The organism is Kiloniella sp., assembly GCF_048270245.1.
Taxonomy (GTDB): Bacteria; Pseudomonadota; Alphaproteobacteria; order Kiloniellales; family Kiloniellaceae; genus Kiloniella.
Window position 1 is genome coordinate 235,528 of sequence record NZ_JBLWTH010000003.1, and the last position, 25,086, is coordinate 260,613.

The window sequence follows — 25,086 nt, forward strand, 5'->3', positions numbered from 1 at the left end:
AGTACATCATGGCTGGTAATACATTTGGTGAAATTTTCCGTTTTACAACTTGGGGCGAAAGTCACGGCCCATCGATTGGTTGCGTTGTCGATGGAACACCACCGCTCATAGAGATCACCGAAGAAGAAATTCAAGTGTATCTGGATGCACGTAAACCAGGCCAAAATCGCTTCACAACGCAGCGGAAAGAACCAGATAGCGTTAAAATCGTTTCCGGTGTTTTCGAAGGCAAAACGACAGGTACTCCGATCGGCCTAATTATCGAGAACACGGATCAGCGCTCTAAAGATTACGGTGATATCGTCAAGAAATTCCGCCCGGGTCATGCTGATTTCACCTATTGGGAAAAATACGGCATCCGCGACTATCGTGGTGGTGGACGTTCTTCTGCCCGTGAAACAGCCATGCGCGTTGCCGCAGGTGCAATTGCCCGCAAAGTTCTGGATACCCAGATAGAGGGCGGCGTGCAAATTCGTGGGGCACTGGTACAAATGGGCCCCCATAAAATTGACCGCACACGATGGGACTGGAACGAAGTGTCCAACAATCCTTTCTGGTGCCCGGATCCGGTTGCAGCAAAAGAATGGGAAACCTATCTGGATTCAGCCCGAAAGGCTGGTTCTTCGCTGGGCGCTGTTATTGAAGTTGTGGCTTCAAATGTGCCCGTCGGGTTGGGTGATCCTGTCTATGACAAGCTGGATTCAGATCTGGCAAAGGCCATGATGTCGATCAATGCAGTCAAAGGTGTTGAAATTGGCGATGGATTTGAAACTGCGGCCTACAGTGGCGAAGAAAATGCAGATGAAATTCGCATGGTTGATGGCAAACCGCATTTCACCACCAATCATGCTGGTGGCATTCTCGGCGGCATTTCCACAGGTCAGGACGTGGTGGTGCGCTTTGCCATCAAACCAACCAGCTCAATCCTCACACCGCGGAAAACAGTAACAACAGATGGTGAAGAAACCGATATCTTTACCAAAGGTCGTCATGATCCTTGTGTTGGCATTCGCGGTGTTCCGGTTGGCGAAGCAATGATGGCGCTTACCCTTGCGGATCATTGGCTGCGCCACAAAGCACAGAACAGATAATTTCGCATAAGAGATAATCGGCGTCAGCTTATTCAACAAACAGCTTTAATACATTTTATAACAATGGATTAAAGCTGTTTTAACTTGTGATCGATATTATCCGATACCTGAATAACAATGGTATTTGGATTACGATGAATGGCACGCGTAATGACACCGAAATAACAACGAGTTTAACGAACAGCGTTTCTACCCGTCACCTGTTCGTACTGCCCCTGTGTTGTAGTGCCTTTCTGTTATTTTTAATCCAGCCAATGGTTACAAAGCTGGTGCTGCCATTACTGGCGGCGCGCCTGCGGTATGGAATACCGCCATGATTTTTTTTCAATCAATGTTATGGCAGGGTACCTCTAAGCGCATTTCCTCTCATCAACTTTCAGGCTCAAAAATCAGCTTATCATTCATTTGCTTTTAATGGCTGTGGCTCTGCTTTTTTATTATTTTTTCCAGATGCCCGATAATTCCCCATCGCTTCACAGAAAAACTGGCCCCCTATTGTTTAATATTAATTATTTTTTTTAATGTGTCCGTTACCCACGCAAACACTGTCCTTTACTTTGCTCTCGGAAATTTATTTTGCTTCTTCGTCGTCGCCGCGACCGCAAAAGCATCTGGGTTGACCTCACGTATGTATAATTATATGCGCGGCAAGAGAGGGATGTTACGGAACACCCTTTACGTTATTCTGCAACTTGGGTTGCCCCCGCTCAGAATGTCGAAACACTTACTGATCTTATTCCAATAACAAATCAAACCGGCAACAAAGCACTTAGGGAATGGAGAGAACTTTCAGCTAAAGAAACAGACCAACCCTGGACTGATGATTATTCCAATGTTCTTTCTGCCCTTAAATAAGATCCACGCTAAATCCATCCCTGGAGTTCGCGCACCGTGATTTCTTTAATGACGTCCATGCCAGCCTCGCTATCATTTAAGCAAGGAATAAAGGCGAAGTTCTCACCCCCATTTTCCAAAAAGGCTTCGCGCACACCGATGTCGATTTCTTCCAAGGTTTCAACACAATCAACCGAGAATCCCGGTGTTAGAATGACCAAATTCTTCACACCATTACGTGCCATTTCCTCGACGGTCGGCTGCGTATAGGGTTTTAGCCATTCCTTTGGCCCAAAAAGCGACTGAAAACACAGTTTCAACTTGTCTTCGGACCACCCCAACTTTTCGCGCAGCAACCGTGCTGTCTTGGCACAATGACAGTAATACGGATCACCCTTTTCATGATATTCAACCGGAAGACCATGGAAAGATGCGATGGTAACATCAGGTTCCCATGAAAGCCCAGCGATGCCTTGTTCTACTGATTTAGCCAGCGCATCAATATAGACAGGGGCATCATGGTAGGCTGGTGCACACCGCACTGCTGGCTGCCAACGCATTGTCTTCAATGCATCAAAACACTTGTCATAAGCCGTTGCCGTCGTGGTTGCAGAGTATTGCGGATAAAGCGCAAAAAGAAGAATACGGTTACACCCTTGCTTCTGCAAACCCTCTATTCGCTCCTTAACCGCGGGATTACCATAGCGCCACCCCCAGTCGACAACCACATTCGGGTACTCTTTTTCTAATACAGCTTGCAGTTTCTCGGCTTGATCACGCGTAATCGTACGAAGAGGAGATTCGTCCTTTTCCTTATTCCAGATTTCCTTGTAAGCCTCGCCACTCTTACTTGGCCGGGTCGTCAAAATAATACCCTGCAAGATTATCTGCCAAAGCCACTTTGGCGCTTCGATCACCCTGGTATCACTCAAAAATTCGCTTAGGTAACGTCGCATAGACCAATAGTCAGTGCCGTCGGGTGTACCCAGGTTCATTAAAAGAACACCAACTTTTTCATTGGGAATTTTCGGATGATCTTCGGGGGTAAATTGCAGGTTCATAGATATATCAAAGGCCAAATAATTATTGAAAAACGCAGTAAGTCATCATGTCATTATACAGTTCTGGATACAGTTCTGGAAACCTTATAAGTAAATGACCAACGAGCAAAGCTAGTAATCATTGCTTTTAGCAATAGCGCCATAATGCCTCATGCAAAACATGGATATTATTTAGGAAAAGGACTTGGTTCTACAAGCCCTCTTCATCATTTTCATCATCCTCAAAATTATCAAGTTCGAAACAACCAACAACTTCTAGATGACCACTCCAGATAAACTGATCAACAGGGGTGACCTCCTTGAGAGTATAGCCCCCTTCCACAAGTATTCTGGCATCCCGTGCAAAGGTATTCGGACTACAAGAGACATAGATAATCGTCTTGATATCCGATTGCGCCAATTCATGGCATTGCTCCTTCGCACCCGTTCTGGGAGGATCAAGGACAACACAGTCCCCACCTTGCAATTCATCAGCCGTAATCGGATCCTTCACAAGATCACGACAATCGGATGTGATGCGATGTGTTGTATCGTTTCGACGTGCGGCAGATGTCAGTGCCGTAATTGCTCGTTCATCCCCTTCAACAGCATGAACTTGTGCACGTTTGGAAAGTGGAAAGGTAAAGGTACCACACCCTGAAAACAAATCGGCTACCGTTTCAAGTTCTTCAGGCAAATACCCCAAAACCAAATTTGTGAGAGCATCCTGCCCTTCTTGGCTTGGTTGCAAAAATGCACCTTCAGGCGGTAGCACCTGAACATCCCCAAACTTTTGATAGGGATTATCCCTTATGGCAACAGGTTCAGGCTCTTGCCGCGGGCGTCCCCAAGCAAAACGGGCGACAGAATGTTTCTCGGCAAAAACCGTAATCGCTTCCCGACCTTCCAATACTAGCTTTGCATCGGTAACAATCAGAATATCCGGGCCTGCTGATGATCCAATAACCGTGATATCTGCTTTTGCCTGTTCTGGCCCCAAGAGCACTTTGAGTAACTCGCGCAGAGGATCAATCAACTGGTTTAATTCAGGGGTAAGTAACTTACAGTCAACAACCTGAACAACCTTGTGGCTCTCACGTTCATGAAATCCAAGATCAATTTTCTTGCCGCGCGCAGCAGCAGCAAAAACGGCCCGTCGCCGGGTTCCCGCCTCTACCTGGACAAGCTCAGTTACCTCTCCACCGCTAAAACCCTTACGTGTCAGGGCCTGTACAACGATATCTCTTTTCCATGTTCGATAAAAATCAGGGGCAACGTGCTGTACTGTGCAGCCACCACAAGGCCCAAAATGCTCACAGGGTGGATCGATGTGGCTTGCCCCCAGCTCTTGAAGCTCCAATATCTCTGCTTTGAGACCACCAGACCGTTCGCCCACCAACTTCACGCGAAGTTTATCACCCGGCATTGTCATGGGAACATACACAGGCCGCCCTTCATGATCGGCAACACCATCACCGCGAGCACCCAGAGTATCAATCTGAACCTCTATTTGCTTTCCGCCACCACGGCGCGCCTTACGTCTCATAATTCCTGACACCTGACTTTATGGTTATATCCCGGCTAAATATTAGCAGGACGATTTTCCGCCAATCTAACAGCTTTTTTAAAAGCCGCAATCTTCCGAACTACCTTTTGCTGATGATAAAGGGAATATCTATATTATATTTCCATCAAAATAGAGCCCTTATGGCATACCGTGCTTGCAAAAACGTCTTGTGCCTATCATCCTTATGTCCAACTGTTTCTATATAAATTTCAGGTTTTTGAATTCATGTCTTTTTTTAAGTTTATCTTCAAAGGTATCGTAGGGTTATTTGCAGCCCTTGGCCTACTTGTCATTCTTCTAGGGGTTTTGTTAGGTGTCACCCTGAATAATATCGAAGAGGTTGGTAAAACTGTCGACAATCAGAGCTTGCCACAGGAAATGATCCTGACAATAGATCTTTCCGAAGGCCTCTTCGAGGGGCCGACAAAAGCTTCGTACTTTAGCAGTTCTTTTCAACCAGGATTACCTTTGCATGACGCCATTGACGCACTTTATCGCGCACAGGACGACAATCGGGTCAAAGGCCTCTTGATTAAAGCGGGACAAGGACCTCTTCAACTGGCTCAAGCACAGGAGCTTAGAAAAGCCATCCGTGCCTTTACCAAAACCGGAAAATGGTCCGCTTCTTTTGCCGAGACCTATGGAGAATCAGGACATGGCACCCTGCATTATTACCTAGCCAGCGCCACTGAAAATGTGTGGATACAACCATCTGGTGACCTCGATATTTCAGGCTTTAATATGGAAAGCCCCTACTTGCGTCCCGTTTTGGACGAATTGGGAATTCTTCCACAGTTCAGTCAACGGTATGAGTACAAGGGCGTCATGAATATGTTCACTGATGATCACATGCCAGCCCCTGTAAAAAGAAACACCCAAAGTGTTCTGAATTCAATTTTTGATGTGATCGAAAAAGAAATTTCCATCAGCCGCGAAAAACCTGGCGAGATTGGTTCCTTGATGGATAGATCTCCCTTAAGCGCTGTAGAAGCTATTGATGCCGATTTGGTTGATCGCGTTGGTTACTGGGATGAAATTTCTGATGAAGCCCTAACCGGCGATCGCGAATTCGTACACCTGGCTGATTATGCCATGAGCACAACACCAGAGGTGCCAGAGAATGCCAGTAAGATCGCCGTGGTATATGGTATTGGTGAAATTCACTTGGGAAAAAGCCAGGGTGACCCCTTCTTTGGCGGTGGCATGACAATGGGCTCAGACACAATTGCCCAAGCAATTTCTGATGCCATTGATGACAATTCAATCGAAGCCATTATTCTTCGCATTGATAGCCCGGGGGGGTCTTATGTTGCATCTGATGTAATGTGGCGTGAAGTCGTACGGGCCAAGGAAGTTGGCAAGCCTGTGATTATTTCTATGGGCGATGTTGCGGCATCCGGTGGGTATTTTGTCTCCGCACCAGCCCACAAAATCCTGGCGAACCCAGTGACGATCACCGGGTCAATCGGTGTTGCTGGTGGTAAAATGGTCCTCACAGACCTCTGGAAAAAAGTCGGCGTTAAATGGGATGGCGTAAAAGCCGGGGAAAACGCCGATCTCTATAGTGCCAACAAAGCATTTACCAATGAAGGATGGGCACGACTGCAAGGTTCTCTGGATCGTATCTACGAAGACTTTACAGTTAAAGTCGGTGAAGGCCGGGGCAAAAGCCAGCAAGAAATCCACTCAATTGCCAAAGGGCAAATCTGGAGTGGAGCCCAGGCAAAAGAAAATGGACTGGTTGACGAACTCGGTGGGTTCAGGGATGCCATTCGTGTGGCTCGCGACGCTGCGATGATCAAAGAAGAAAACGATCATCAACTTGTTTATTTCCCAGAACCCAAAGATCCACTCGAAGAGCTTTTTGAAAGTGCAATGGGGGGGCAGATGATTTTAACCGATCCAGTGGCTCTCAAATCATTGAGTACACTGATCAAAATATCAGCCCCGATCCTAAAACCTTTTGAGCAGTCTGTTCAAAACCCCAAGGCAAATATTTTGAACTCACGTGTTACACCTATCGGACAGGAATAGGAAAAACATCCGTTCAAGAGGATTGGAAACTGTTTATTGAAGCAGGGAACCACGATCAACCAAACGATCTGACGGGAAGTTAATCGTTACCGATGTTCCTCTATCAGGCTCGCTCTCTATAGAGAGTGAGCCTTGATTGCGCTCAATAATCGCCTTTACAATACTCAGACCCAAACCACTTCTCTCTTCAGCTTCTTCATCAGCCTTCCAGAAAGGATCTGTAATGAAAGGCAAGTCTTCTTCTTTAATGCCGACCCCGGTGTCGGAAAAACGAATGCTCAAACCAGAATAGGTATCGTGCAGGACCGTAACATCAATCCGACCATCACGGGGGGTGAAATGAATCGCATTACTCAGAAGGTTGACAATAATCTGTTTAAAGCCTTGAGCATTGGTCCTGAGATAGGGCAAGTCATCCTGTATAGAACATTCGACGTGGACTCCTTCGTCAGAAGCGCGCAAGTCCAACGCCCGAACACAACCGAGTATTTCATCACCGACATCAAGCTCTTCGTCCTGTAATCCCGCTTCTGCTGATTCAAGCCTGGATATTTGCTGAATATCCGTCACCATGGTCATCAGGCTGGAACCTGCTTCAAAGATATATCCCAGATATTCTTCCCGCCGTTCTTGATCAACCTTGTAGTCATCTTCTTTCATCAGAATTTCAGAGAAGCCGATGATGGCGTTAAGGGGTGTTCTGAGCTCATGGCTCATATTCGCAAGAAAGGACGTTTTCGCTCGGTTTGCAATTTCAGCCGTTTCCTTCGCCTCGATCAAAGCCCTGTCATGCTGTTCAATTGTAATGAGCATATTGTTATAGGCTTCTACAGTTTGTCCCAATTCATCGTCGGACCTCCATTTCACCAAAACAGGTTTCTTCTGATTGGCCATTTCATCAATAGAATTGGACAGCAGTTTCAAGGGATGTCCAACAGCACGATTGATTGCAATGGCAGCCCCACCGCCAAGTGTTGTCAAAATTAGCAAAAAAATAAAAGCGTCAACAAAAACCCGGGTCCAAACATCCGAATAAGCCCGCTCGGTCGTATACCCGACTTCCAGGTGTCCCAAGGTTTCCTTGTTATCAAAAACAGAATAAATCAGGGGAATACGAATATATTCAACTTCCGAAATGTTAATATCGGATACATCAGGGTCTTTTGCAGGATAAAATTCTCCCGCGCCATCGGGTAGGCTTATTTTAACACTGACAAGATCTGGATCTCTCATCAACGTTTCAAGAACCAGTATCACAGTGCTTTCATCGTAATCCCAAAGAGATCTTGTTAAAGGGATTGAAACCTTCGTTGCAACATCAAGTGCACGTTGGGCAATGCGTTCTTCTTCTAACCGAAAAAAACGGGCTTCAAAAAAGAGAAACGGCACCAGCCCCGTCACCAGAACGCAAAGAGTGCAAATTACCAATAATTTTGTACGGACGGATTTAAAAGCCATATCAATCTAGTGCCTATCATTCACCGTAACATCAACAATAGACGGGTAAAAGCCTGTGATCCTTGTCTTTTTTACTTTCACACCCCTACCCCCAAAGCAGTCATCTCAAATTATGTCGGGTTAACTACTATCTAAATTTATAGCATCATAAGAATCAAACAAACGTCCCGTCGTAGGATGAAAAATTCTCCGAAATGGTACTTTACCCGACGATTCTTATACCTAAGTACTGTAGCAAAGATACCGTGAGACAGTTAACAGGGGATAAAGATATTAACCTAAAAAAAAGAAAGGCTTCACAACGATTTTCTCATTGTAAAACCAATTTTAAATGGAAGAATTAACCATACTAGGGCAGAGTGAAATTCAAGGGCTAAATAAATTTACGAGCTGCAATTAAAAATTCAATATTCCCCTCTGGACCTTTGATTGGACTTTCCGTCAAGCCAAGCACTGCCCAGTCGGTTTCCTCGTTTAACCAATTTTCAATTCTATCACAAACTTCCTGATGTAATTCAGGTTCACGTACAACCCCCCCTTTGCCGACACGCCCTTTGCCGACCTCAAACTGAGGCTTGATCAACGCAACCATAAGCGCACCGGGACCAGCCAAGGCCATCGGCGCAGGCAATACAGTTTCAAGACCAATAAAACTGGCATCACAAACAATCATATCCAGAGCTTCTGGGACTTGTTCTGTGGTCAAATGGCGTGCATTTGTACGCTCCATTACGACAACCCGCTCATCCTTGCGTATTTTCCAGGCAAGTTGTCCATGACCAACGTCTACAGCATAAACCTTTGCGGCCCCATTGGTCAGCAAAACATCGGTAAACCCGCCCGTTGAGGCCCCGACATCCATACAGACTTTTCCTGTCGGATCGATGCTAAATTCTCTGAGACCTTTTTCAAGCTTAAGACCTCCCCGGCTAACCCAGGGGTGATCTTCTCCCTTTACAGTTAACGGTGCATCTTCTGCCAAGGGTTGGCCAGGCTTATCAATCCGTTTGGTTTCCGTATAAACCTGCCCTGCCATGATCCGGGCCTGAGCCTTGGTCTTGCTTTCGACCAGCCCCCGATCAACCAGTAACTGATCAGCTCTTTTTTTTCCGACTTTAGCCACGTTCCATGCTCTTGTTATTCATTAATCCCAGACGCTCTCGCCATGCAAAGCGTATTACAAAAACAACGGATACAAAAGCAAGACCCGCAGCAAGGCCTAACCAAATACCTGTGCCTCCTCCACCAAGAACAAAGCCACAATAATAGGAAATCGGTAAGCCAAACACCCAATATCCCATGATTGCCCATAACATCGGCACCTTGGTATCGCTCAGTCCACGTAAAACACCTGCCGCAACCACCTGACATCCGTCAACGAGTTGAAAAAGAGCCGCAACCGCTAAATAGGAAACAGCAAGTCCGAGAGAAATCTGGGTCTCAGGTGCATCCAAATCCAGATAAAATCCGATAAAAAACTTTGGCGCCAGCCAGAAAGCAAGACAGGTTGTGATCATAAAACCGGTTCCTATAACGATAGAAACCCACCCTGCTTTTTTAATACCCTCTGGATCATTCTTGCCCAAGGCCAAACCAACACGGATTGTCGCAGCTTGACTGATTCCTAACGGAACCATAAAAGCAACCGACGCACATTGTAGAGCAATCGCATGAGCAGCCAGTTCGTTTGTACCAAGCCACCCCATCAATATAGTTGCTGCGGCAAACAATCCTGTCTCTGCCGTTAAGGTACAACCGATTGGAAAACCAATTCGAAAAATTTCCTTGAACCTCGACCAGTCAGACTTCCAAAAACGGACAAGGATTGCGTATCGTTTGTAACGCTTATGAGTCAGTATATATCCAAGTATCAACAAGAACATAACCAGATTGACAAAAGTAGTACTAATCCCCGCACCTGCGAGTTCCAACCGGGGAAATCCCCAATTTCCAAACATCAAGGCGTAGTTACAAATTGCATTCACAACAATGCCAATAATCGTAATGTTTAAAACCACGGTTGTTTTACCATGGGCAGACAACAGACATCTTAAAACAAGAAATAAAAATGACGGAAAAAAATTCCAAACCGCAAATCGGATATATCCTTGAGCTAACGCGGCATTACCTTCAGTTTGATCAAGCAACAGAAAGAACGTCTCTGCATTCCAAATCAAAGCAGTAAGGAATACAGCAATAACGAAAGAAACCCAAAACCCCTGGCGTGTGGTACGACGAACGGATTTAAAATCACGTGCCCCAATCGCCTGTGCCATCATCGGCGCAACTGCAGTAATAAGTCCGATGCCAAACAGAAGAAAAGGGCTCATCAAACTAGTTGCCAATGTGCCGGCAGCAAGGAACTTAGGCCCTAGCCACCCCATCATAAGGACATCAGTTGTAAAGAGAGCCATCTGCGCCACCTGTGCAATCACAAGCGGCCAAGCAAGACGAAAGCTTGCTTTGACTTCATCAGCCCACCCGATAGAAGGCGGCAATGGCTGGCCAGAAGCCTCAGGGGCTCTGCCTGCTAAAAGTCCGGTTGACATGGTACGGATCCTAAAATTGAAATTTGCCAACGCACGCAGCCGATTATGCGGTTGTTCGTCGCCCCAGAAGGTATAGCAAACTTTACTCGAAGAGGGGTACCCTAACTTCTTGAAAGAAAGTTGTATAGGGCTTTTGTTAAGTTACTTAAAGTCGCGGTGCCTGAAAGCCCAAAAAACCAACAAAGGGGTCTAGGCAATCGATGAAGAGGTCTTTGCAACTTCCTGTCCTAAGGCGCTCATTGCTTTCTTAAAGATACCGTCTGCATCCAGACCAGCCTGCTCTAATTGTTTCGCAGGGCTATCATGATCAATAAAGATATCGGGCATACAGACCGGGCGGAATTTTAACCCATTATCAAATAGACCTTCGTTTGCCAGCAAATTAGACACGAGTGAAGAGAATCCACCAATAGAGCCCTCTTCCACTGTCAGGAAAACGTCGTGATTAGCCGCAAGATCTTTAATGAGGTCTGCATCTAATGGTTTGGCAAACCGGGCATCAGCCACAGTTGCACTAAACCCGTGAGCCGCAAGTTTATCAGCAGCTTCCAAACAATCTGCAAGGCGTGTACCTAAAGCAAGAATCGCAACATGCTTTCCTTCGCGAAGAATACGTCCTTTACCAATTTCCAGAACCGTACCTCTTTCTGGCAATTCAACTTTACCCGTGGCTTCACCACGCGGGAATCTGATGGCACTTGGCTTATCATTTATGGTGGTAGAGGTCGCCACCATATTCATCAGCTCCAACTCGTCTGATGGTGCCATAATGATCATATCCGGAAGACACCCAAGATACGCAAGATCATAACTTCCCTGATGAGTAACACCATCAGCACCGACCATGCCTGCCCGATCAATAATGAACCGAACAGGCAAACTTTGAATGGCGACATCATGAACGACCTGATCATAGGCACGCTGCAAAAAGGTTGAATAGATTGTTGCGTAGGGTTTATAGCCATCACAGGCCATGCCTGCACAAAAGGTCACGCCATGCTGTTCCGCAATCCCAACATCAAAAGTCCGATCAGGAAACTCTTCCTGAAACAAGTTCAACCCCGTTCCTGACGGCATTGCCGCTGTCATAGCAACAACCTTGTCATCATGTTTGGCTTCGGCAATCAGGGCCTTGGCAAACACATTCTGGTACAGAGGCGCCTTTGGCGGCGCTTTTTCCTGCTTGCCGCTCACCACATCAAACTTGGAAACGCCATGGTATTTATCCGCAGCTTTTTCAGCAGGTTCATACCCTTTACCCTTTTGCGTTACAGCATGGATAAGGACGGGACCATCAAAGCCGCAATCTCGAACATTTTTCAGAACAGGTAACAGGTGTGAAAAATCGTGCCCGTCAACAGGACCTATATAGAAAAACCCAAGTTCTTCAAACAGGGTTCCACCTGTAAAAAACCCACGCGCATATTCTTCTGCACGTTTGGCAGCGGTCTCAAGACGCGGAGGAAATTTACTGATAATTTCTTTCGCAAGATGGCGCATGGATTGATAGGGTTTGGCAGAAATTAATCGTGACAGATACGCACTGAGAGCACCCACAGGCGGTGCAATAGACATGTCGTTATCATTCAGGATCACAACCAGTCTAGAATTCATGGCACCGGCATTGTTCATGGCTTCATACGCCATACCTGCGGTCATGGACCCGTCACCAATAACTGAAATCACATTGTTGGTTTTACCCGCCAGATCACGTGCAACGGCATAGCCTAGGCCTGCAGAAATAGAGGTTGAACTATGCGCTGCACCAAATGGATCGTAGATAGATTCTTTACGTGTGGTAAAACCGGATAGTCCGCCACCCTGCCTGATCGTACGCAGTTGATCCCGACGTTCTGTCAGTATTTTATGCGGATAGCATTGATGCCCAACATCCCAAATCAGTTTGTCATCCGGTGTGTTAAAAACATGATGAATAGCAACAGTAAGTTCAACCACGCCCAATCCGGCCCCCAGATGACCACCCGTGCGCGAGACAGCATCGATCATATCCAGACGCACTTCTTCGGCCAGCTGTGGCAGCTGGCTTTCATCCAGCTTTCTTAGATCAGCTGGATTATGAACTGTGTCCAACAACGGGGTCTGACGATTGTGCCCGAACTGACTCACCCTTATCTCCATCACATCTTTTCTCAAAAACTGTTACACAGATCTGAGATAATTTAATATTTCTTGACAGCCAGCCCCAAAGTATAATTCCCTTTGAGTTAACAATTCCATAGGAACAGACAAGGACCTAACGTTTTGTGTTAAGACCGACGTTCTACTATAAATGTGGCCGTATCGCGAAGTAACTGCGCCTTTCCTGCGAAAATATCAAGTCTAGATTTTGCAGAATCAATTAATTCGTGGGCCTTTTTGCGCGCATTTTCCAATCCTAACTGACCGACAAATGTTGCTTTGCCCGCGTCACTATCAACCCCTGTGGGCTTACCCGTTTCTTCAGGTGTTGCCTCGTGGTCGAGTAAATCATCAACAATCTGAAAGGCCAGTCCAATATCTTCCGCGTATAGGCTAAGTGCACGGTGTTCCTCTGCCTTAGCATTTCCCAATATCGCACCAGCCTCACAGGCATAGCGAATTAAGGCGCCTGTTTTAAGTGCTTGTAGGCGGGTGATACCTTCTAAATCCAGATTTGCCCGTGACGGAGACAGGTCAATCATTTGCCCCCCAACCATACCTTTTGCGCCTGCAGCAGCAGCCAAGCCAGATATCAGCTTCAACCGGATAGCCATATCGGGATGCGTCATCGGGTCTGCGATAACAGCAAAAGCCTCAGTCAACAATCCATCACCAGCCAAAATAGCCGTCGCATCATCCCATTTTTTATGGACCGTTACCTGCCCACGCCGCAGATCGCTATCATCCATTGCCGGAAGGTCATCATGAACCAGACTGTAACAATGAACCATTTCTAACGCAGCGGCGACTTGTACCGCATAGGTCTTTTCAACATCAAAAAGTTTGGCCGTTTCCGTGACCAGAAACGGACGCAGCCGTTTTCCGCCCCCCAGCGCGCTATATCGCATAGCATCAACAACTTCACCTTCGGGTGTGTGTACAGTTGGCAAAAGCTCATCAAGCTTTTCTTCTACGGCACGCGCACAGTTCGTCAAAGCGAGGGAAATATCAGACATGGAAATACTTATTGATTACAAATCCAGATGCCACAAAAGACATATACCTATTATGATACATTAAAGGGTTCGGTGCGTGGTTGTCCATCCGGCCCCATTGCAATTTTTTCAATTTTTTCCTGAGCTTCACGAAGCTTAGTTTCACAATGAGCCTTCAACTTAGCGCCGCGATCATAAGCATCAATTGCCTCGTCCAGTTTGCCTTCGCCCTGTTCTAGACGCTCAACAATTGTCTTTAGCTCTGCAAGGGCAGCCTCAAAGCTCATGGCATTGATATCGGCTAAGTTTTCAGCAGGTTGCATATTTTCCATAGAGAAACCTCAAATTACAAATTCTCCTGCACTTTACGTGTTAAGATGTCCGTAAACAAGGGTAAGTCTCGCTTCTTTGTGCTTAATTCCAAGCGAAAATTTGCGCACAGTTTTCCATAATAACACTCTACAAAAATTCCCTGCAAAAAATGATACAAAACTAATCTGTTGCGTTCATCAAAGCCCGGACGTGTAAAGCAACAGATCTTGAAAGGGCATGAGTATTATACCCTCCCTCAAGAATTGAGACGAGGCGCCCCTGACACAATTTTTGAGACAGTTCTACAATTCTCCGGCTTACCCACCCGAAATCTTCATCTTCCAGATTCAAAGACGCAAGTGGATCTTCTCGATGCGCATCAAATCCAGCGGACACAATGATAAGTTCGGGCCTAAAGTCTTGTACACCTGGAAAAATTTTATCTTCCATGACCTTGCGAAACTCATAGGAACCAGCGCCACTTGGCAAAGGGCAGTTCAATATATTCCCAGCCACACCGACTTCGCCTTCACTACCTGTGCCGGGAAAAAGCGGTGATCCATGTGTTGACCCATAAAACATATCCGGATCGCTCCAAAAAACATCTTGGGTACCATTACCATGGTGGACATCGAAATCAATAACAGCGACCTTTTGAAGACCATGTTCATTTCTGGCCTGATAGGCACCAATAGCCGGATTACAAAACAGGCAAAACCCCATGGCACGATCACGCTCAGCATGATGCCCTGGTGGGCGGCTGAGGCAAAATGCATTGTCGACTTCATTATTCATAACAGCATCAACAGCCGCGCAAATCCCACCTGCGGCCCGCAATGCCGCTTCGCCAGAATCTTTACAAATAACTGTATCACCATCTATAGCAACATACCCCGTATCAGGTATGGCCTGAAAAACACCGTCGACATGGTCTTTTGTATGTGCCCACAACAGCTTCGCCTTATCTATAACCGGGGCTTCACGCCGATCCAGCGCATCAAAGTCTGCTTCGGATAAAACGCTCAGGGTCTCTTTAATTCTAAGCGGAGATTCAGGATGATGAATACCCGTATCGTGCAGGAGGCTGACCGGATGATATAAAAGCGCCGTCGTCATAAATATTTCCTCAAAAGAATGCTAAGCACCGAAGAAGCGTATAGGAACCAAATCACCATTTCCCTAAATAGATATAACATTATTTTAATCGAAACGACGGAAAAATCAGAATTGTACGTTTAAAAGAACGACGGGTAATCAGATCTTTACCTGACACCCAAAATGTAATTCTACGATTTTATATTATGAGGAACTCTTTACAGATCCAGAAACAATCAACTACAGTACAAAAAGAGAACGATGCCGTATTTAGTGCATGTTCGCCTACTTTCCTATAATATCGCCAGTGGTGTTAAGCTATTTTACAGCAACCATTGAGTTAAATCGTTTCAAATTTTGACCAGACGATGGGGTTTGGTTTCATATCGGGAGGCCGGTTTGCGCCAGCTGTTTGTCACTTCTTTTCTTTTGATCGCCGCAAGTTTAATGATCGTACCTATATCGGCTTCAGCACAACAGCCTTCCTTGGTTGGTGTCGATAAAGTACGAACTGAGTCTATGAATCAAACCGTTCCTGTCATAGGTCGCTTGGTCGCCCAACAGACGGGTAATGTCGCAGCACGTATAGCTGGCCCCGTGGATGAATTGGTGGTTGAGGTCGGCGATAAGGTCAGTAAAGGCCAAATCATAGCTCAATTAAACGCGGCGACCCTTAAAGCAGACCGTGATCTTGCCGCCAGCGAAGTTTCCGCAGCCAAAAGTAAGATGGGTACTTTTCAGGCTCGCCTTAAGTTGGCAAGCCAAGAACTGAAACGCTTAGAGAGGCTAAAAAAGTCTGCTGCTTTCAACAAATCCCGCTACGAAGATGCAATTCAAAATAGCTCAATTGCAAAGGCCGAAGTTTCTCAAGCCCGTGCAGACATAAGCACAGCGCAGGCACGCCTTCGACGCGCCGAGATTAATCTAGCTTATACAGAAATCAAGGCACCCTACGATGGCGTCATAATGACGAAGGAAACAGAAACTGGTTCTTATGTTACAATAGGTGCCCCTGTTGTAACGTTGCTTTCACAAGAAAGCCTAGAGATTGAAGTCGATGTACCGGCGCGACGCCTTGCCGGCATAAAAGCTGGTATGGAGTTCACCCTTAGTCTGGAAGACGGCACCCCACTTGTCGCAAAAATTCGGGCGATTTTACCCCGCGAAAACCCACTCACTCGCACCCGTCCTGTCAGACTAACAGCGCAACTCCCAAATCAGGATAACCTAGCCAATAACCAAAGCATTACGCTCTTGGTACCCGCAGGCCCCCAAAGGGATGTCGCAACAGTCCACAAAGACGCCATTATCCAAAGCCCGAATGGCCCTATGGTCTTCCTTAATGCCGAAGGGCACGCACAACCTCGTCCTGTGCAATTAGGGCAACAGGTTGGCGAACGTATAGAAGTGATATATGGCCTGAAAGCCGATGATGAAGTCGTGATCCGGGGGAATGAAAGACTCTTCCCCGGGGTTCAGCTTAAAATTAACGGTGCTGAACCACCTGTCGAAGAAAACGGTTCAAAAGAGCAAATAGAAGAACAGGCTCCTTCTAAAGAAGTCGATCAAAGCGAGGGAGCCTCGTAATGAATCTAATCAAAGTTTCCATTGAACGCCCCATCGCGATCATATCTGCGGTGATCATGGTCGTTCTTTTCGGGGCTGTGGCCCTTCAGCTGATTCCCATCCAGTTGACACCAGACGTTAACCGTCCTGTTATCACAATCAGAACCAACTGGGCAGGAGCAGCCCCAGCAGAAGTCGAACGTCAGATTATTACAGAGCAGGAAGAAAAACTGAAAGGTTTGGAAAATCTGCACAGCATGACCAGTAATTCATCTTATGGATCCGGACGTGTTACATTGGAATTTAACGTTGGCACAGATATGGGCAAAGCCCTTCTGCTAACTGCGAACCGATTGGATAGAGTTGGTGGCTATCCAGATGAAGCGGATGAACCCACGCTTGATACGGCCGGTTCAGAAGACAGCCCGATTGCTTGGTTTATATTGACCAGAAAAGACGGCAACACTGCCCCGATACATAGCTATGGTGATTTTGTTGAAGACATTATCAAAGATCGAATTGAACGTGTATCCGGCGTAAGTGGCGTCAATATTTATGGCGGTAGTGAACGTGAGATTGAGATTGTTATTCTCCCCGAACTTCTTGCGCGATACGGCCTAACCGCAAGCTCTGTTGTCAGTACGCTAAGAGATGCCAGCTCATCAATATCAGCTGGTGATGTCGAGGAAGGAAAAAGACGTTACATTGTAAGAACAGAAGGCGAGTTGAATACCTTAGAAGCCGTTAGAAACGTTGTTTTACGCAGTACACAAGATTCCTTTAGCGGTAATGTAGCGCGTGTGACTGTCAACGATATTGCCCGCGTAAATTTCAGCTACAAAGACCCAAGTGCTAAAATTCGTATGTTGGGTAATGCAGCAATGGCATTCAATGCCACCCGGGAAACCGGGGCGAATGTTATTGCAACAATGGATGGCATATATCAAGCTGTTGAAGATCTAAATGCTGGGGCAATCCCAGAAGCAGGGTTGAAGCTCGAACAGGTTTATGACGAGACGATCTATATCAATTCAGCGATTGATCTTGTGCGCCAGAACATCTGGTTCGGCGGGGTGTTGGCCGCGATTATTCTTTTGATCTTTTTAAGGTCCGTCCGGGCAACCGTTATTATTTCAATGGCCATTCCTGTATCTGTTGTGGGGTCGTTTGTTGCCATGGCAGCCCTTGGAAGATCTATCAATGTAATTTCTCTTGCTGGTCTGGCCTTTGCCGTTGGTATGGTGGTCGATGCAGCTATTGTTGTTCTCGAGAATATTTTTCGCCTCAAAGAAGAGGGTAAATCACCCGCTGTCGCAGCTTACGAAGGTGCCCAACAGGTTTGGGGGGCGATCCTTGTTTCTGCCCTGACAACAGTCATGGTCTTTATTCCCATTATGATTATGGAACTAGAGGTCGGGCAACTCTTTAGGGATATCGCGGTTGCCATATCCGTATCAGTAACTTTGTCGCTTATCGTTTCTATCACCGTTATTCCAGCTTTATCCAGACGCTTTTTGCGTGATCACGATACAGATGGCAGTGACACGGTAAAACGTATTCCCCTACCCGGAGTTGATCAATTTGGTTCTGGATTTGTAAAATTTGTCATGGGTTTCCAAACTATTGTCGTCCGGAAAAAGGTTGTTGCCATTGCATTGGTTGGCGCAGTGACAGCCGTTGCATCATTCGGTACATGGAAATTCTTACCAAAGCTAGAATACCTACCGGAAGGGAACAGAAACTTAGTATTCGGGGTCATCATTCCTCCCCCTGGATATAATTTGGATACAATGACATCTATCGCCGTTGGTGTTGAAAACTCTATTCGTAACCTGTGGGCAAGCGAAACAGGCCCAGAATCTGAGCCTGGCCAGCCCCCAAAAATGGAACGGTTTTTCTTTGTCGCAACCCGTTCGAATACTTTCCTTGGTGCGGTATCTGTTGATGGACAACGGGTTGCGGAACTCATTCCCGTTCTTCAGAAACCTGTTTTTAAAGAACCCGGCACTTTTGGATTTATCAACCAGCCTTCTTTGTTTGGACGTGGCATAGGCGGGGGACGTAAAATAGATCTGGATATAGCAGGGTCTGACCTTAACGAAATTCTGGCTGTCGCAGGACAGGCAACCGGAAAAATGTTATCCGTTTTCCCCGCCAGCGAAGGTAATCAATTCCGTCCAAGACCGGGACTTGAACTAGGGGCCCCTGAAATACGTGTACTACCCGATAGAACACGGCTGGCAGACAACGGATTATCCGTAAATGATCTTGGTACTTCAATTGATGTATTTAACGACGGACTGAGAGTGGCAGAAGTAACCGTTGGTAACAAGCGGCTAGACCTAACCCTAAAAGGTCCAGACAAAGGGGTAACCCAGACTCAGGGTATCGCAAGCCTACCGGTTGTTACATCTGATGGCACCATTGTTCCCGCCTCTAGCCTTGCTGAAATTATACTGACGGCAGGTCCAACTGAAATACGTCACCGAGAACGCATGCGTACGATTACCTTAGAACTACGCCCTTCTGCCGGTGTCCCTTTGGAGCAAGCACTAGATATACTTCAGGCTGAAGTAATTGGGCCAATGGAAGCAGCTGGTTTGCCGAGTGATGTTAAAATGAGTCTTAGCGGAACAGCTGACAATCTGGCACAAACTTGGGACGCTATGGTCGTCAACTTGTTACTCGCGATTGCCATTGTTTATCTAGTCATGGCTGTTCTCTTTGAAAGCTTCCTCTATCCATTAATTATCTTGCTTGCGGTTCCCCTTGCTACAGCGGGTGGTGTGGCCGGACTTGTTTTCCTCAACACGATTATATTCCAGCCTTTGGATATGCTTACCCTTCTAGGGTTTGTCATTCTTGTTGGTATTGTGGTGAACAACGCTATTTTGGTCGTGCACCAAACTCTTTACCACCTGAGAGTAGAAAATTTACCCGCGCAAAAAGCGATCCTCGAGGCCACCAGAAATCGTATTCGCCCAATTTTCATGTCCACTCTTACTTCTGTTGTAGGCATGTTACCACTCGTTCTCGTGCCCGGCGCAGGATCAGAGCTGTACCGAGGCTTGGGGTCTGTTGTCGTCGGCGGACTATCTTTGTCAGCTGTTTTAACCCTGCTGATTATTCCACCAATGCTGGCTTTGATGGAAAGAACTCTTGAGAAAGACCGCCTGCATAATCAGGAACTGAAAGCCCGGCCCGGATTGGCGGAAGCCGCAGCAGAATAAAAGTCCTGAAACAAATTCGCTCTCAATACAGAACGAACGGGAACTCATAAAAAAGGCCTTTGGAAAACTCCAAAGGCCTTTTGTCTAACAACGCGTTACTTCATTCAGATTTTCTTTATTTTCATAACAAGCATGTCATCACGTTCGTCAAAAGAAACAAGTTCATGCCCCGTCGTTTCGCAAAAATTTTTAAAATCCATCTCTGCGCTGAGATCGGTCGCATGTACTTCCAAAATATCGCCAATGGCCAAGGATTTCATTGCCTTACGCGCACGCAATACAGGGATAGGACATTTTAATCCTGTTGCATCAAGAAAGTGATCTGTCATTTTCTTTTCCCACAAACCTCACACCAAAGAGTGCTGTTAAAAGCCATCCAAGAATATATAAACTTCCGCCCACAGGAATAAAGGGGCCACCAAGGGAAATATCGCCCAGCGCCTTGGCATAAAGACCACCGCTAAAAAGCAACAACCCAAGAGAAAAGCACGAACAAGCTATCATAAGAACCAATGAACGCCCCTGAGCCAGCAGCCCCAACACAACGAGAACCAAAAGACCTAAAACGTGAACCAAGCCATAAAAACTACCTGTTTTGGCCCAAAGAACCCGTGTCTCATCCCCAGATAACCCATGAGCACTATAGGCACTGACAGCAACGCAAGCAGCCGCCCAAAGTGCGGCGTAGATAATAAAAAATTTGACTAAATTACGCCCCATATTCATCGACCTCTGGTAAAGAACCTGACTCTGGCAATGGATTTTGCGCTTGTTTTAGTGGAATTAAAGGTAGCATCGCAGCAAAGATAAAGAACATAACAAACCAGCGATTCTGCCAAATACCATACCCAAGCAATGCAACAATAAAAGTAGCAACAAGCATTGCCTGAATCTCTATTCTCTCGGCGAGTTGGAGTGACTTCAAGTACCCAAAAACCGACCAAATAATAACAGAAATCAAAATAGCGCCAACAAGGCCAAGCTCTAACCATACCTGCAAGGCAAAGTTATGAGGGTGAAGTGAGATAATACGCCCCCCAAGAGCCCGCTCGTTTCCATTCACATCAACATGGACATAGTTCTCGACACCATTATTTGGATAGTCCCGAGCAGAATCAAATCCCCATCCTTTTAAAGGATTATCCAAAATCTGACTGCTGACATAATCCCAGATAAAAAACCGATGTTTCGCAGAAAAGGGAATGGATTGTGAAGATTGCGCATCATAAAGCGGTTCGACAAAACGGGTTGCAAAAGGCATCGCGAGTACTGAAACAATCATAACTACGGGCAAGACCTTAAATCCCACCTTGGGACACAGGTAAAAAATAAAATACCACACCGTTGCCAGAACAACAGCCAGAAGCGAGCTCTCGCTTGGGGCAAAATACAATAAACCAAGTGGCAAAACGGGGAAAACCACCCGCCATACAAACGGTAACTTTTTAGCATAAAGAGCAACGACGACCCATAAGGATATACCAAGGAACGAGGCCCCCCGGTTAAACCGCGAGAGGTTCATGGCCGCATCAAGATCTTTGCCCTTTATGGTTTTTGTAATAGGTGCATTTAATGTTGATTCAATAACCAACAGAATACCCGCTAGGATCAGCCCTATTAAAAGAGCTTTTGCAATGCGCTGTTTGGTTTCAAGGCTTTGTGCTTCGACGGCATTTAACAACAACAGACCAGTGATCGTTACCCCGATCAAACGCACATCAAGTTTAAGCGCCTCCAGAGGGTTAATCGACCATAGAGACGCTAGAGAAACCCATGCAAAAAAACCGCCCGCCAAGCACAGTTGCTTTTTGGTAAAAGAAGGCAACGTCCTGTTTTCGGAATAACCGAAAATTGCGGTTAAAACACCAACAAGACTGACCAAAGGAACCAAAGCGTTAGAGCTAAAAATACTGACGATGGGTACAGCGAAAAAAAACAGTCGCAACAGGTGACTATTCATGCATTCAACATTTCTTGTAACAGACATAAGAAGAAAGTTATCTATAGACAGCTTTTTCAAGCCTGTACAGCCGTCAAGATCAAGGAATGTTTAGGATATAACACATAATGTGACGCAATCTGTCGCATACAATTAAACAAACCAATAGTATAATGTCGCTACCTCGTTCATTGTGATCACAGAGTTTCCGTTATGCCTGATTTTAATTCCTATCTATTAACTACACCAGATTCGATGGCTCAAGCGATGAAGCTTCTCCCCACAGATGGGGTTGCCGCTTTTCCGATGGTTAGTCATACAGGTTGCCAAAAAATGCTTGCGGCTGTGAATGAGCTACCCTTTAGGGCCAGCACACCCGTTGTTGGCCCTAAAGGAAAAGAGGTTGAGCAAGACTTTCAAATTGCAATGAACTTTGATCAGCCAGGTATTCTTGATGATTATCAAATCGCTTTAGAAGCGCAAATCAATCAAGCTTTTTCCTTGATGCAGCCATCGCCGTATCCTCTGCCCTTCTCTTTTAATGACAAAGCAGCCCTTATCTATAAAGAGGGATCAAAAGGCATTACCCCACACAGAGACCTTCTCTGTTTCGAAGCAGTCATTGCCATTTTAACATTATCAGGAGAAGCAGGCTTTTATATCTGTGATGACCGTGAAAAAAGTAATCAGCGTCGGTATACAGCGGAACCCGGCGTTATGATCCTGATGCGCGGGCGAAATTTTGCAGGTATTGAAGAACGCCCATACCACTACGTAGAGGGCGTTTCAAAAGAGCGCGTAGGATATGGCCTCAGGTACAATGTTAAAGAGCCAGTAGAAAAAGCCACGTAAGGGGCGAGTAGTCCCGTTCTTTTCAACAGGCTATTCTCAAAAATCATAGCTGTTATCAATGCGCAGCCCTTTGCGTCTTTGGCTTTCTTCTGCTACCTATCGGCTCGATTTGCTCTGGTATTATTAAAAATACTCAAAGAGCCACAGGAATAGATGAATGAAAACCGATCTCTTTGACTTTGAACTGCCTCGTGACGTTATTGCTCAGCGCCCGGAAAACCCGCGCGACATGGCGAAGCTTCTCTCTGTTGGAAACAATCTGACTGATCACAGAATGATTGATCTCCCCAATCTTATTCAACCTGGGGATTTGCTGGTTTTTAATGACACCAAAGTGATCCCGGCCCGTCTGAAAGGCAAACGAGGTGAAGCAGGCGTTGAGGTCACACTTCACAAGCAAGAACCGCCTTCAGAAGATGGCGGTGCACGGTGGTGGACCTTTGCCAAGCCTGCAAAAAAATTAAAGCCGGAAGATATTGTCCGCTTTGCAGATGGCTTTACCGCAAAAGTAGAAAACAAACTGGATGGTGGTGAAGTTCTCCTGAACTTTGATCTCTCCCCCGAAGAGCTCTACCCCCACCTGGAAGAGTATGGCAAAATGCCTCTGCCCCCCTATATCCAACGAGAAACAGGGGCAGACAAACAGGATGCAGAAGATTACCAAACCCGTTTCGCCAAACATCGTGGTGCTGTGGCTGCACCAACAGCCAGTTTGCACTACACTGATCGTTTGATGTCCGCTTTGGATGCCAAAGGCATTGAACATATCACCCTTACTCTACATGTCGGTGCGGGTACTTTTCTGCCTGTAAAGGTTGACGATCTTCGTGAGCACAAAATGCACAGTGAAATTGGGTATATTGACCAGACGACAGCGGACCGCATCAACCAGACACGGGAAAAAGGCGGACGTGTCATCGCGGTCGGGACAACAGCCCTAAGATTGCTTGAAAGTGCCGCAGATCAAAATGGAACCCTTCACCCTTTTGATGACGAAACGGATATTTTCATTACCCCAGGCTATAAATTCAAAATTGTCGATCTTTTGCTCACCAATTTTCACCTGCCAAAATCAACACTTTTTATGCTGGTTTCAGCCTTTGCAGGTCTTGATCGGATGCGCAATGCTTACCAACACGCCATAAATAATGGCTATCGTTTTTATTCCTACGGAGACTGTAGTCTGTTACAGCGTGAGGACCAACTATGAGTAATACTCCAAAATCTGGCACTAAATTTGGTTACGAACTACAGGCAAAAGACGGCCTCGCCCGCCGCGGTGAAGTTACCACGGCTCACGGCACCTTTCAGACACCTGCATTTATGACTGTCGGAACCGCTGGAACGGTCAAGGGACTAACCCCAGATCAGTTAAGAACAACAGGCGCAGAAGTTGTTCTGGGCAACACCTATCATCTAATGCTGCGGCCAACGGCAGAGTTGGTTGACCGCCACGGTGGACTGCACAAGTTTATGAATTGGCCGCATCCAATCCTGACCGATTCAGGTGGCTATCAGGTCATGTCCCTTTCTGGCCTGCGGAAAATTACTGAAGAAGGCGTTAAATTTCAATCCCATATCGACGGCAGTAAACATAATCTGACACCAGAACGGTCCATGGAAATTCAACATCTGTTGGATTCCAACATCACCATGGTTCTGGATGAATGTACGCCCTACCCCGCCACACATGAAGAAGCAGCCCATTCCATGCGTCGCTCCATGCGCTGGGCTGAACGCTGTCGTAGAGCGTTCAAAGACAGAGATGGATACGGCCTTTTTGGTATTGTTCAAGGATCAACCTATGAAGACTTGCGCAAGGAATCAGCCGAAGCCCTCATCGAGATCGGGTTCGAAGGATATGCTGTCGGCGGTCTTGCGGTCGGTGAAGGTCAGAAAATTATGTTCGAAGTTCTTGATCATACAATGCCCCACCTACCAGAAGACAAGCCCCGATATTTGATGGGGGTTGGTAAGCCATCAGATCTGGTTGGTGCCGTTGCACGCGGCATTGATATGTTTGATTGTGTCCTGCCGACCCGATCAGGTCGTAATGCACAGGCCTTTACCCGCCGTGGCGCCTTGAATATGCGGAATAAGAGACACCAAGATGATCACCGCCCAGTTGATGATCATTGTAAATGTGCATGCTGTACGCAATTCAGCCGTGCTTACCTGCGTCATCTCTTCGTTGCAAAAGAAATGCTTGGCCCCATTCTGCTAACCATACACAACCTTGCCTACTACCAAGAACTTATGGCTGACATGCGAGACGCCATTGCCGCTGGTACATTTGAAGCTTTCCAAGAGGAATTCTACAAATTGCAAGATGGGGGCGACATCCCTGCCCTAGATTAAAATAGCAACAGACATATGCTATACATA

Annotated in this window: 19 protein-coding genes; 7 read left to right on the forward strand and 12 right to left on the reverse strand. The window is 46.4% G+C overall.

From position 1 onward, the window contains the following. Window positions 1-8 precede the first annotated feature (8 nt). The gene (gene aroC, locus ACN0W5_RS08870) at window positions 9-1,091 is read left to right on the forward strand and encodes a chorismate synthase (protein ID WP_417453786.1); all 1,083 of its coding nucleotides are present in this window, start codon (window positions 9-11) and stop codon (window positions 1,089-1,091) included. Window positions 1,092-1,954: 863 nt separating this feature from the next. Here the strand turns inward: aroC and hemH are convergent. Next, a complete protein-coding gene (gene hemH, locus ACN0W5_RS08875; protein ID WP_417453787.1) occupies window positions 1,955-2,986 on the reverse strand; it encodes a ferrochelatase in 1,032 nt (343 codons plus the stop codon). Window positions 2,987-3,176: 190 nt separating this feature from the next. Next, window positions 3,177-4,511: a class I SAM-dependent RNA methyltransferase gene (locus tag ACN0W5_RS08880; RefSeq protein WP_417453788.1), complete on the reverse strand. Its 1,335-nt coding sequence runs from the start codon at window positions 4,509-4,511 to the stop codon at window positions 3,177-3,179. Window positions 4,512-4,757: 246 nt separating this feature from the next. On the opposite strand from ACN0W5_RS08880, the gene sppA reads away from it, so the two are divergent. After that, entirely contained in the window at window positions 4,758-6,566 is a 1,809-nt protein-coding gene (gene sppA, locus ACN0W5_RS08885; protein WP_417453789.1) for a signal peptide peptidase SppA, read from the forward strand. Between the two features lie 33 nt (window positions 6,567-6,599). Here the strand turns inward: sppA and ACN0W5_RS08890 are convergent, their stop codons facing one another. The 7 genes from ACN0W5_RS08890 to ACN0W5_RS08920 all read right to left on the reverse strand — a co-directional run bounded on the left by ACN0W5_RS08890 (window position 6,600) and on the right by ACN0W5_RS08920 (window position 15,135). Continuing rightward, window positions 6,600-8,024, reverse strand: a complete 1,425-nt coding sequence (locus ACN0W5_RS08890; protein ID WP_417453790.1) for a HAMP domain-containing sensor histidine kinase — start codon at window positions 8,022-8,024, stop codon at window positions 6,600-6,602. A 373-nt stretch (window positions 8,025-8,397) separates the two neighbouring features. Then, window positions 8,398-9,147, reverse strand: coding sequence for a TlyA family RNA methyltransferase (locus ACN0W5_RS08895; protein WP_417453791.1), 750 nt, complete (start codon window positions 9,145-9,147; stop codon window positions 8,398-8,400). Then, window positions 9,140-10,573, reverse strand: coding sequence for an MATE family efflux transporter (locus ACN0W5_RS08900; RefSeq protein WP_417453792.1), 1,434 nt, complete (start codon window positions 10,571-10,573; stop codon window positions 9,140-9,142). The genes ACN0W5_RS08895 and ACN0W5_RS08900 overlap by 8 nt, the downstream gene beginning before the upstream one ends. A gap of 189 nt (window positions 10,574-10,762) precedes the next feature. Continuing rightward, a complete protein-coding gene (dxs, locus tag ACN0W5_RS08905; protein ID WP_417453793.1) occupies window positions 10,763-12,700 on the reverse strand; it encodes a 1-deoxy-D-xylulose-5-phosphate synthase in 1,938 nt (645 codons plus the stop codon). A 140-nt stretch (window positions 12,701-12,840) separates the two neighbouring features. Then, complete coding sequence (locus tag ACN0W5_RS08910) at window positions 12,841-13,728, reverse strand: polyprenyl synthetase family protein (RefSeq protein WP_417453794.1); 888 nt, start codon at window positions 13,726-13,728, stop codon at window positions 12,841-12,843. Between the two features lie 50 nt (window positions 13,729-13,778). Beyond that, complete coding sequence (locus ACN0W5_RS08915; RefSeq protein ID WP_417453795.1) at window positions 13,779-14,039, reverse strand: exodeoxyribonuclease VII small subunit; 261 nt, start codon at window positions 14,037-14,039, stop codon at window positions 13,779-13,781. Between the two features lie 160 nt (window positions 14,040-14,199). After that, window positions 14,200-15,135, reverse strand: coding sequence for a histone deacetylase family protein (locus ACN0W5_RS08920; protein ID WP_417453796.1), 936 nt, complete (start codon window positions 15,133-15,135; stop codon window positions 14,200-14,202). 378 nt (window positions 15,136-15,513) lie between these two features. On the opposite strand from ACN0W5_RS08920, the gene ACN0W5_RS08925 reads away from it, so the two are divergent. Both ACN0W5_RS08925 and ACN0W5_RS08930 read left to right on the forward strand, forming a co-directional pair. After that, window positions 15,514-16,701 carry an efflux RND transporter periplasmic adaptor subunit gene (locus ACN0W5_RS08925; protein ID WP_417453797.1) on the forward strand — a complete coding sequence of 396 codons (1,188 nt, stop codon included), beginning with the start codon at window positions 15,514-15,516 and terminating at the stop codon, window positions 16,699-16,701. Then, window positions 16,701-19,910 carry an efflux RND transporter permease subunit gene (locus ACN0W5_RS08930; RefSeq protein WP_417453798.1) on the forward strand — a complete coding sequence of 1,070 codons (3,210 nt, stop codon included), beginning with the start codon at window positions 16,701-16,703 and terminating at the stop codon, window positions 19,908-19,910. The genes ACN0W5_RS08925 and ACN0W5_RS08930 overlap by 1 nt, the downstream gene beginning before the upstream one ends. A gap of 104 nt (window positions 19,911-20,014) precedes the next feature. Here the strand turns inward: ACN0W5_RS08930 and ACN0W5_RS08935 are convergent, their stop codons facing one another. The 3 genes from ACN0W5_RS08935 to ACN0W5_RS08945 are packed head-to-tail and all read right to left on the reverse strand — an operon-like array spanning window position 20,015 to window position 21,897. Beyond that, the gene (locus tag ACN0W5_RS08935) at window positions 20,015-20,239 is read right to left on the reverse strand and encodes a sulfurtransferase TusA family protein (protein ID WP_417453799.1); all 225 of its coding nucleotides are present in this window, start codon (window positions 20,237-20,239) and stop codon (window positions 20,015-20,017) included. Continuing rightward, window positions 20,220-20,630, reverse strand: a complete 411-nt coding sequence (locus tag ACN0W5_RS08940) for a DUF423 domain-containing protein (protein ID WP_417453800.1) — start codon at window positions 20,628-20,630, stop codon at window positions 20,220-20,222. The genes ACN0W5_RS08935 and ACN0W5_RS08940 overlap by 20 nt, the downstream gene beginning before the upstream one ends. Continuing rightward, window positions 20,620-21,897 carry an O-antigen ligase family protein gene (locus ACN0W5_RS08945; protein WP_417453801.1) on the reverse strand — a complete coding sequence of 426 codons (1,278 nt, stop codon included), beginning with the start codon at window positions 21,895-21,897 and terminating at the stop codon, window positions 20,620-20,622. Before ACN0W5_RS08945 ends, ACN0W5_RS08940 begins: the two co-directional genes overlap by 11 nt. A 165-nt stretch (window positions 21,898-22,062) precedes the next feature. Here ACN0W5_RS08945 and ACN0W5_RS08950 point away from each other — a divergent pair, with 165 nt between their 5' ends. The 3 genes from ACN0W5_RS08950 (at window position 22,063) to tgt (ending at window position 25,059) form a co-directional block, all read left to right on the forward strand. Further along, entirely contained in the window at window positions 22,063-22,701 is a 639-nt protein-coding gene (locus ACN0W5_RS08950) for a hypothetical protein (protein ID WP_417453802.1), read from the forward strand. A 157-nt stretch (window positions 22,702-22,858) separates the two neighbouring features. After that, window positions 22,859-23,911 carry a tRNA preQ1(34) S-adenosylmethionine ribosyltransferase-isomerase QueA gene (queA, locus tag ACN0W5_RS08955; protein ID WP_417453803.1) on the forward strand — a complete coding sequence of 351 codons (1,053 nt, stop codon included), beginning with the start codon at window positions 22,859-22,861 and terminating at the stop codon, window positions 23,909-23,911. Beyond that, the gene (gene tgt / locus ACN0W5_RS08960; protein WP_417453804.1) at window positions 23,908-25,059 is read left to right on the forward strand and encodes a tRNA guanosine(34) transglycosylase Tgt; all 1,152 of its coding nucleotides are present in this window, start codon (window positions 23,908-23,910) and stop codon (window positions 25,057-25,059) included. Before queA ends, tgt begins: the two co-directional genes overlap by 4 nt. The last annotated feature ends 27 nt before the right edge of the window (window positions 25,060-25,086 follow it).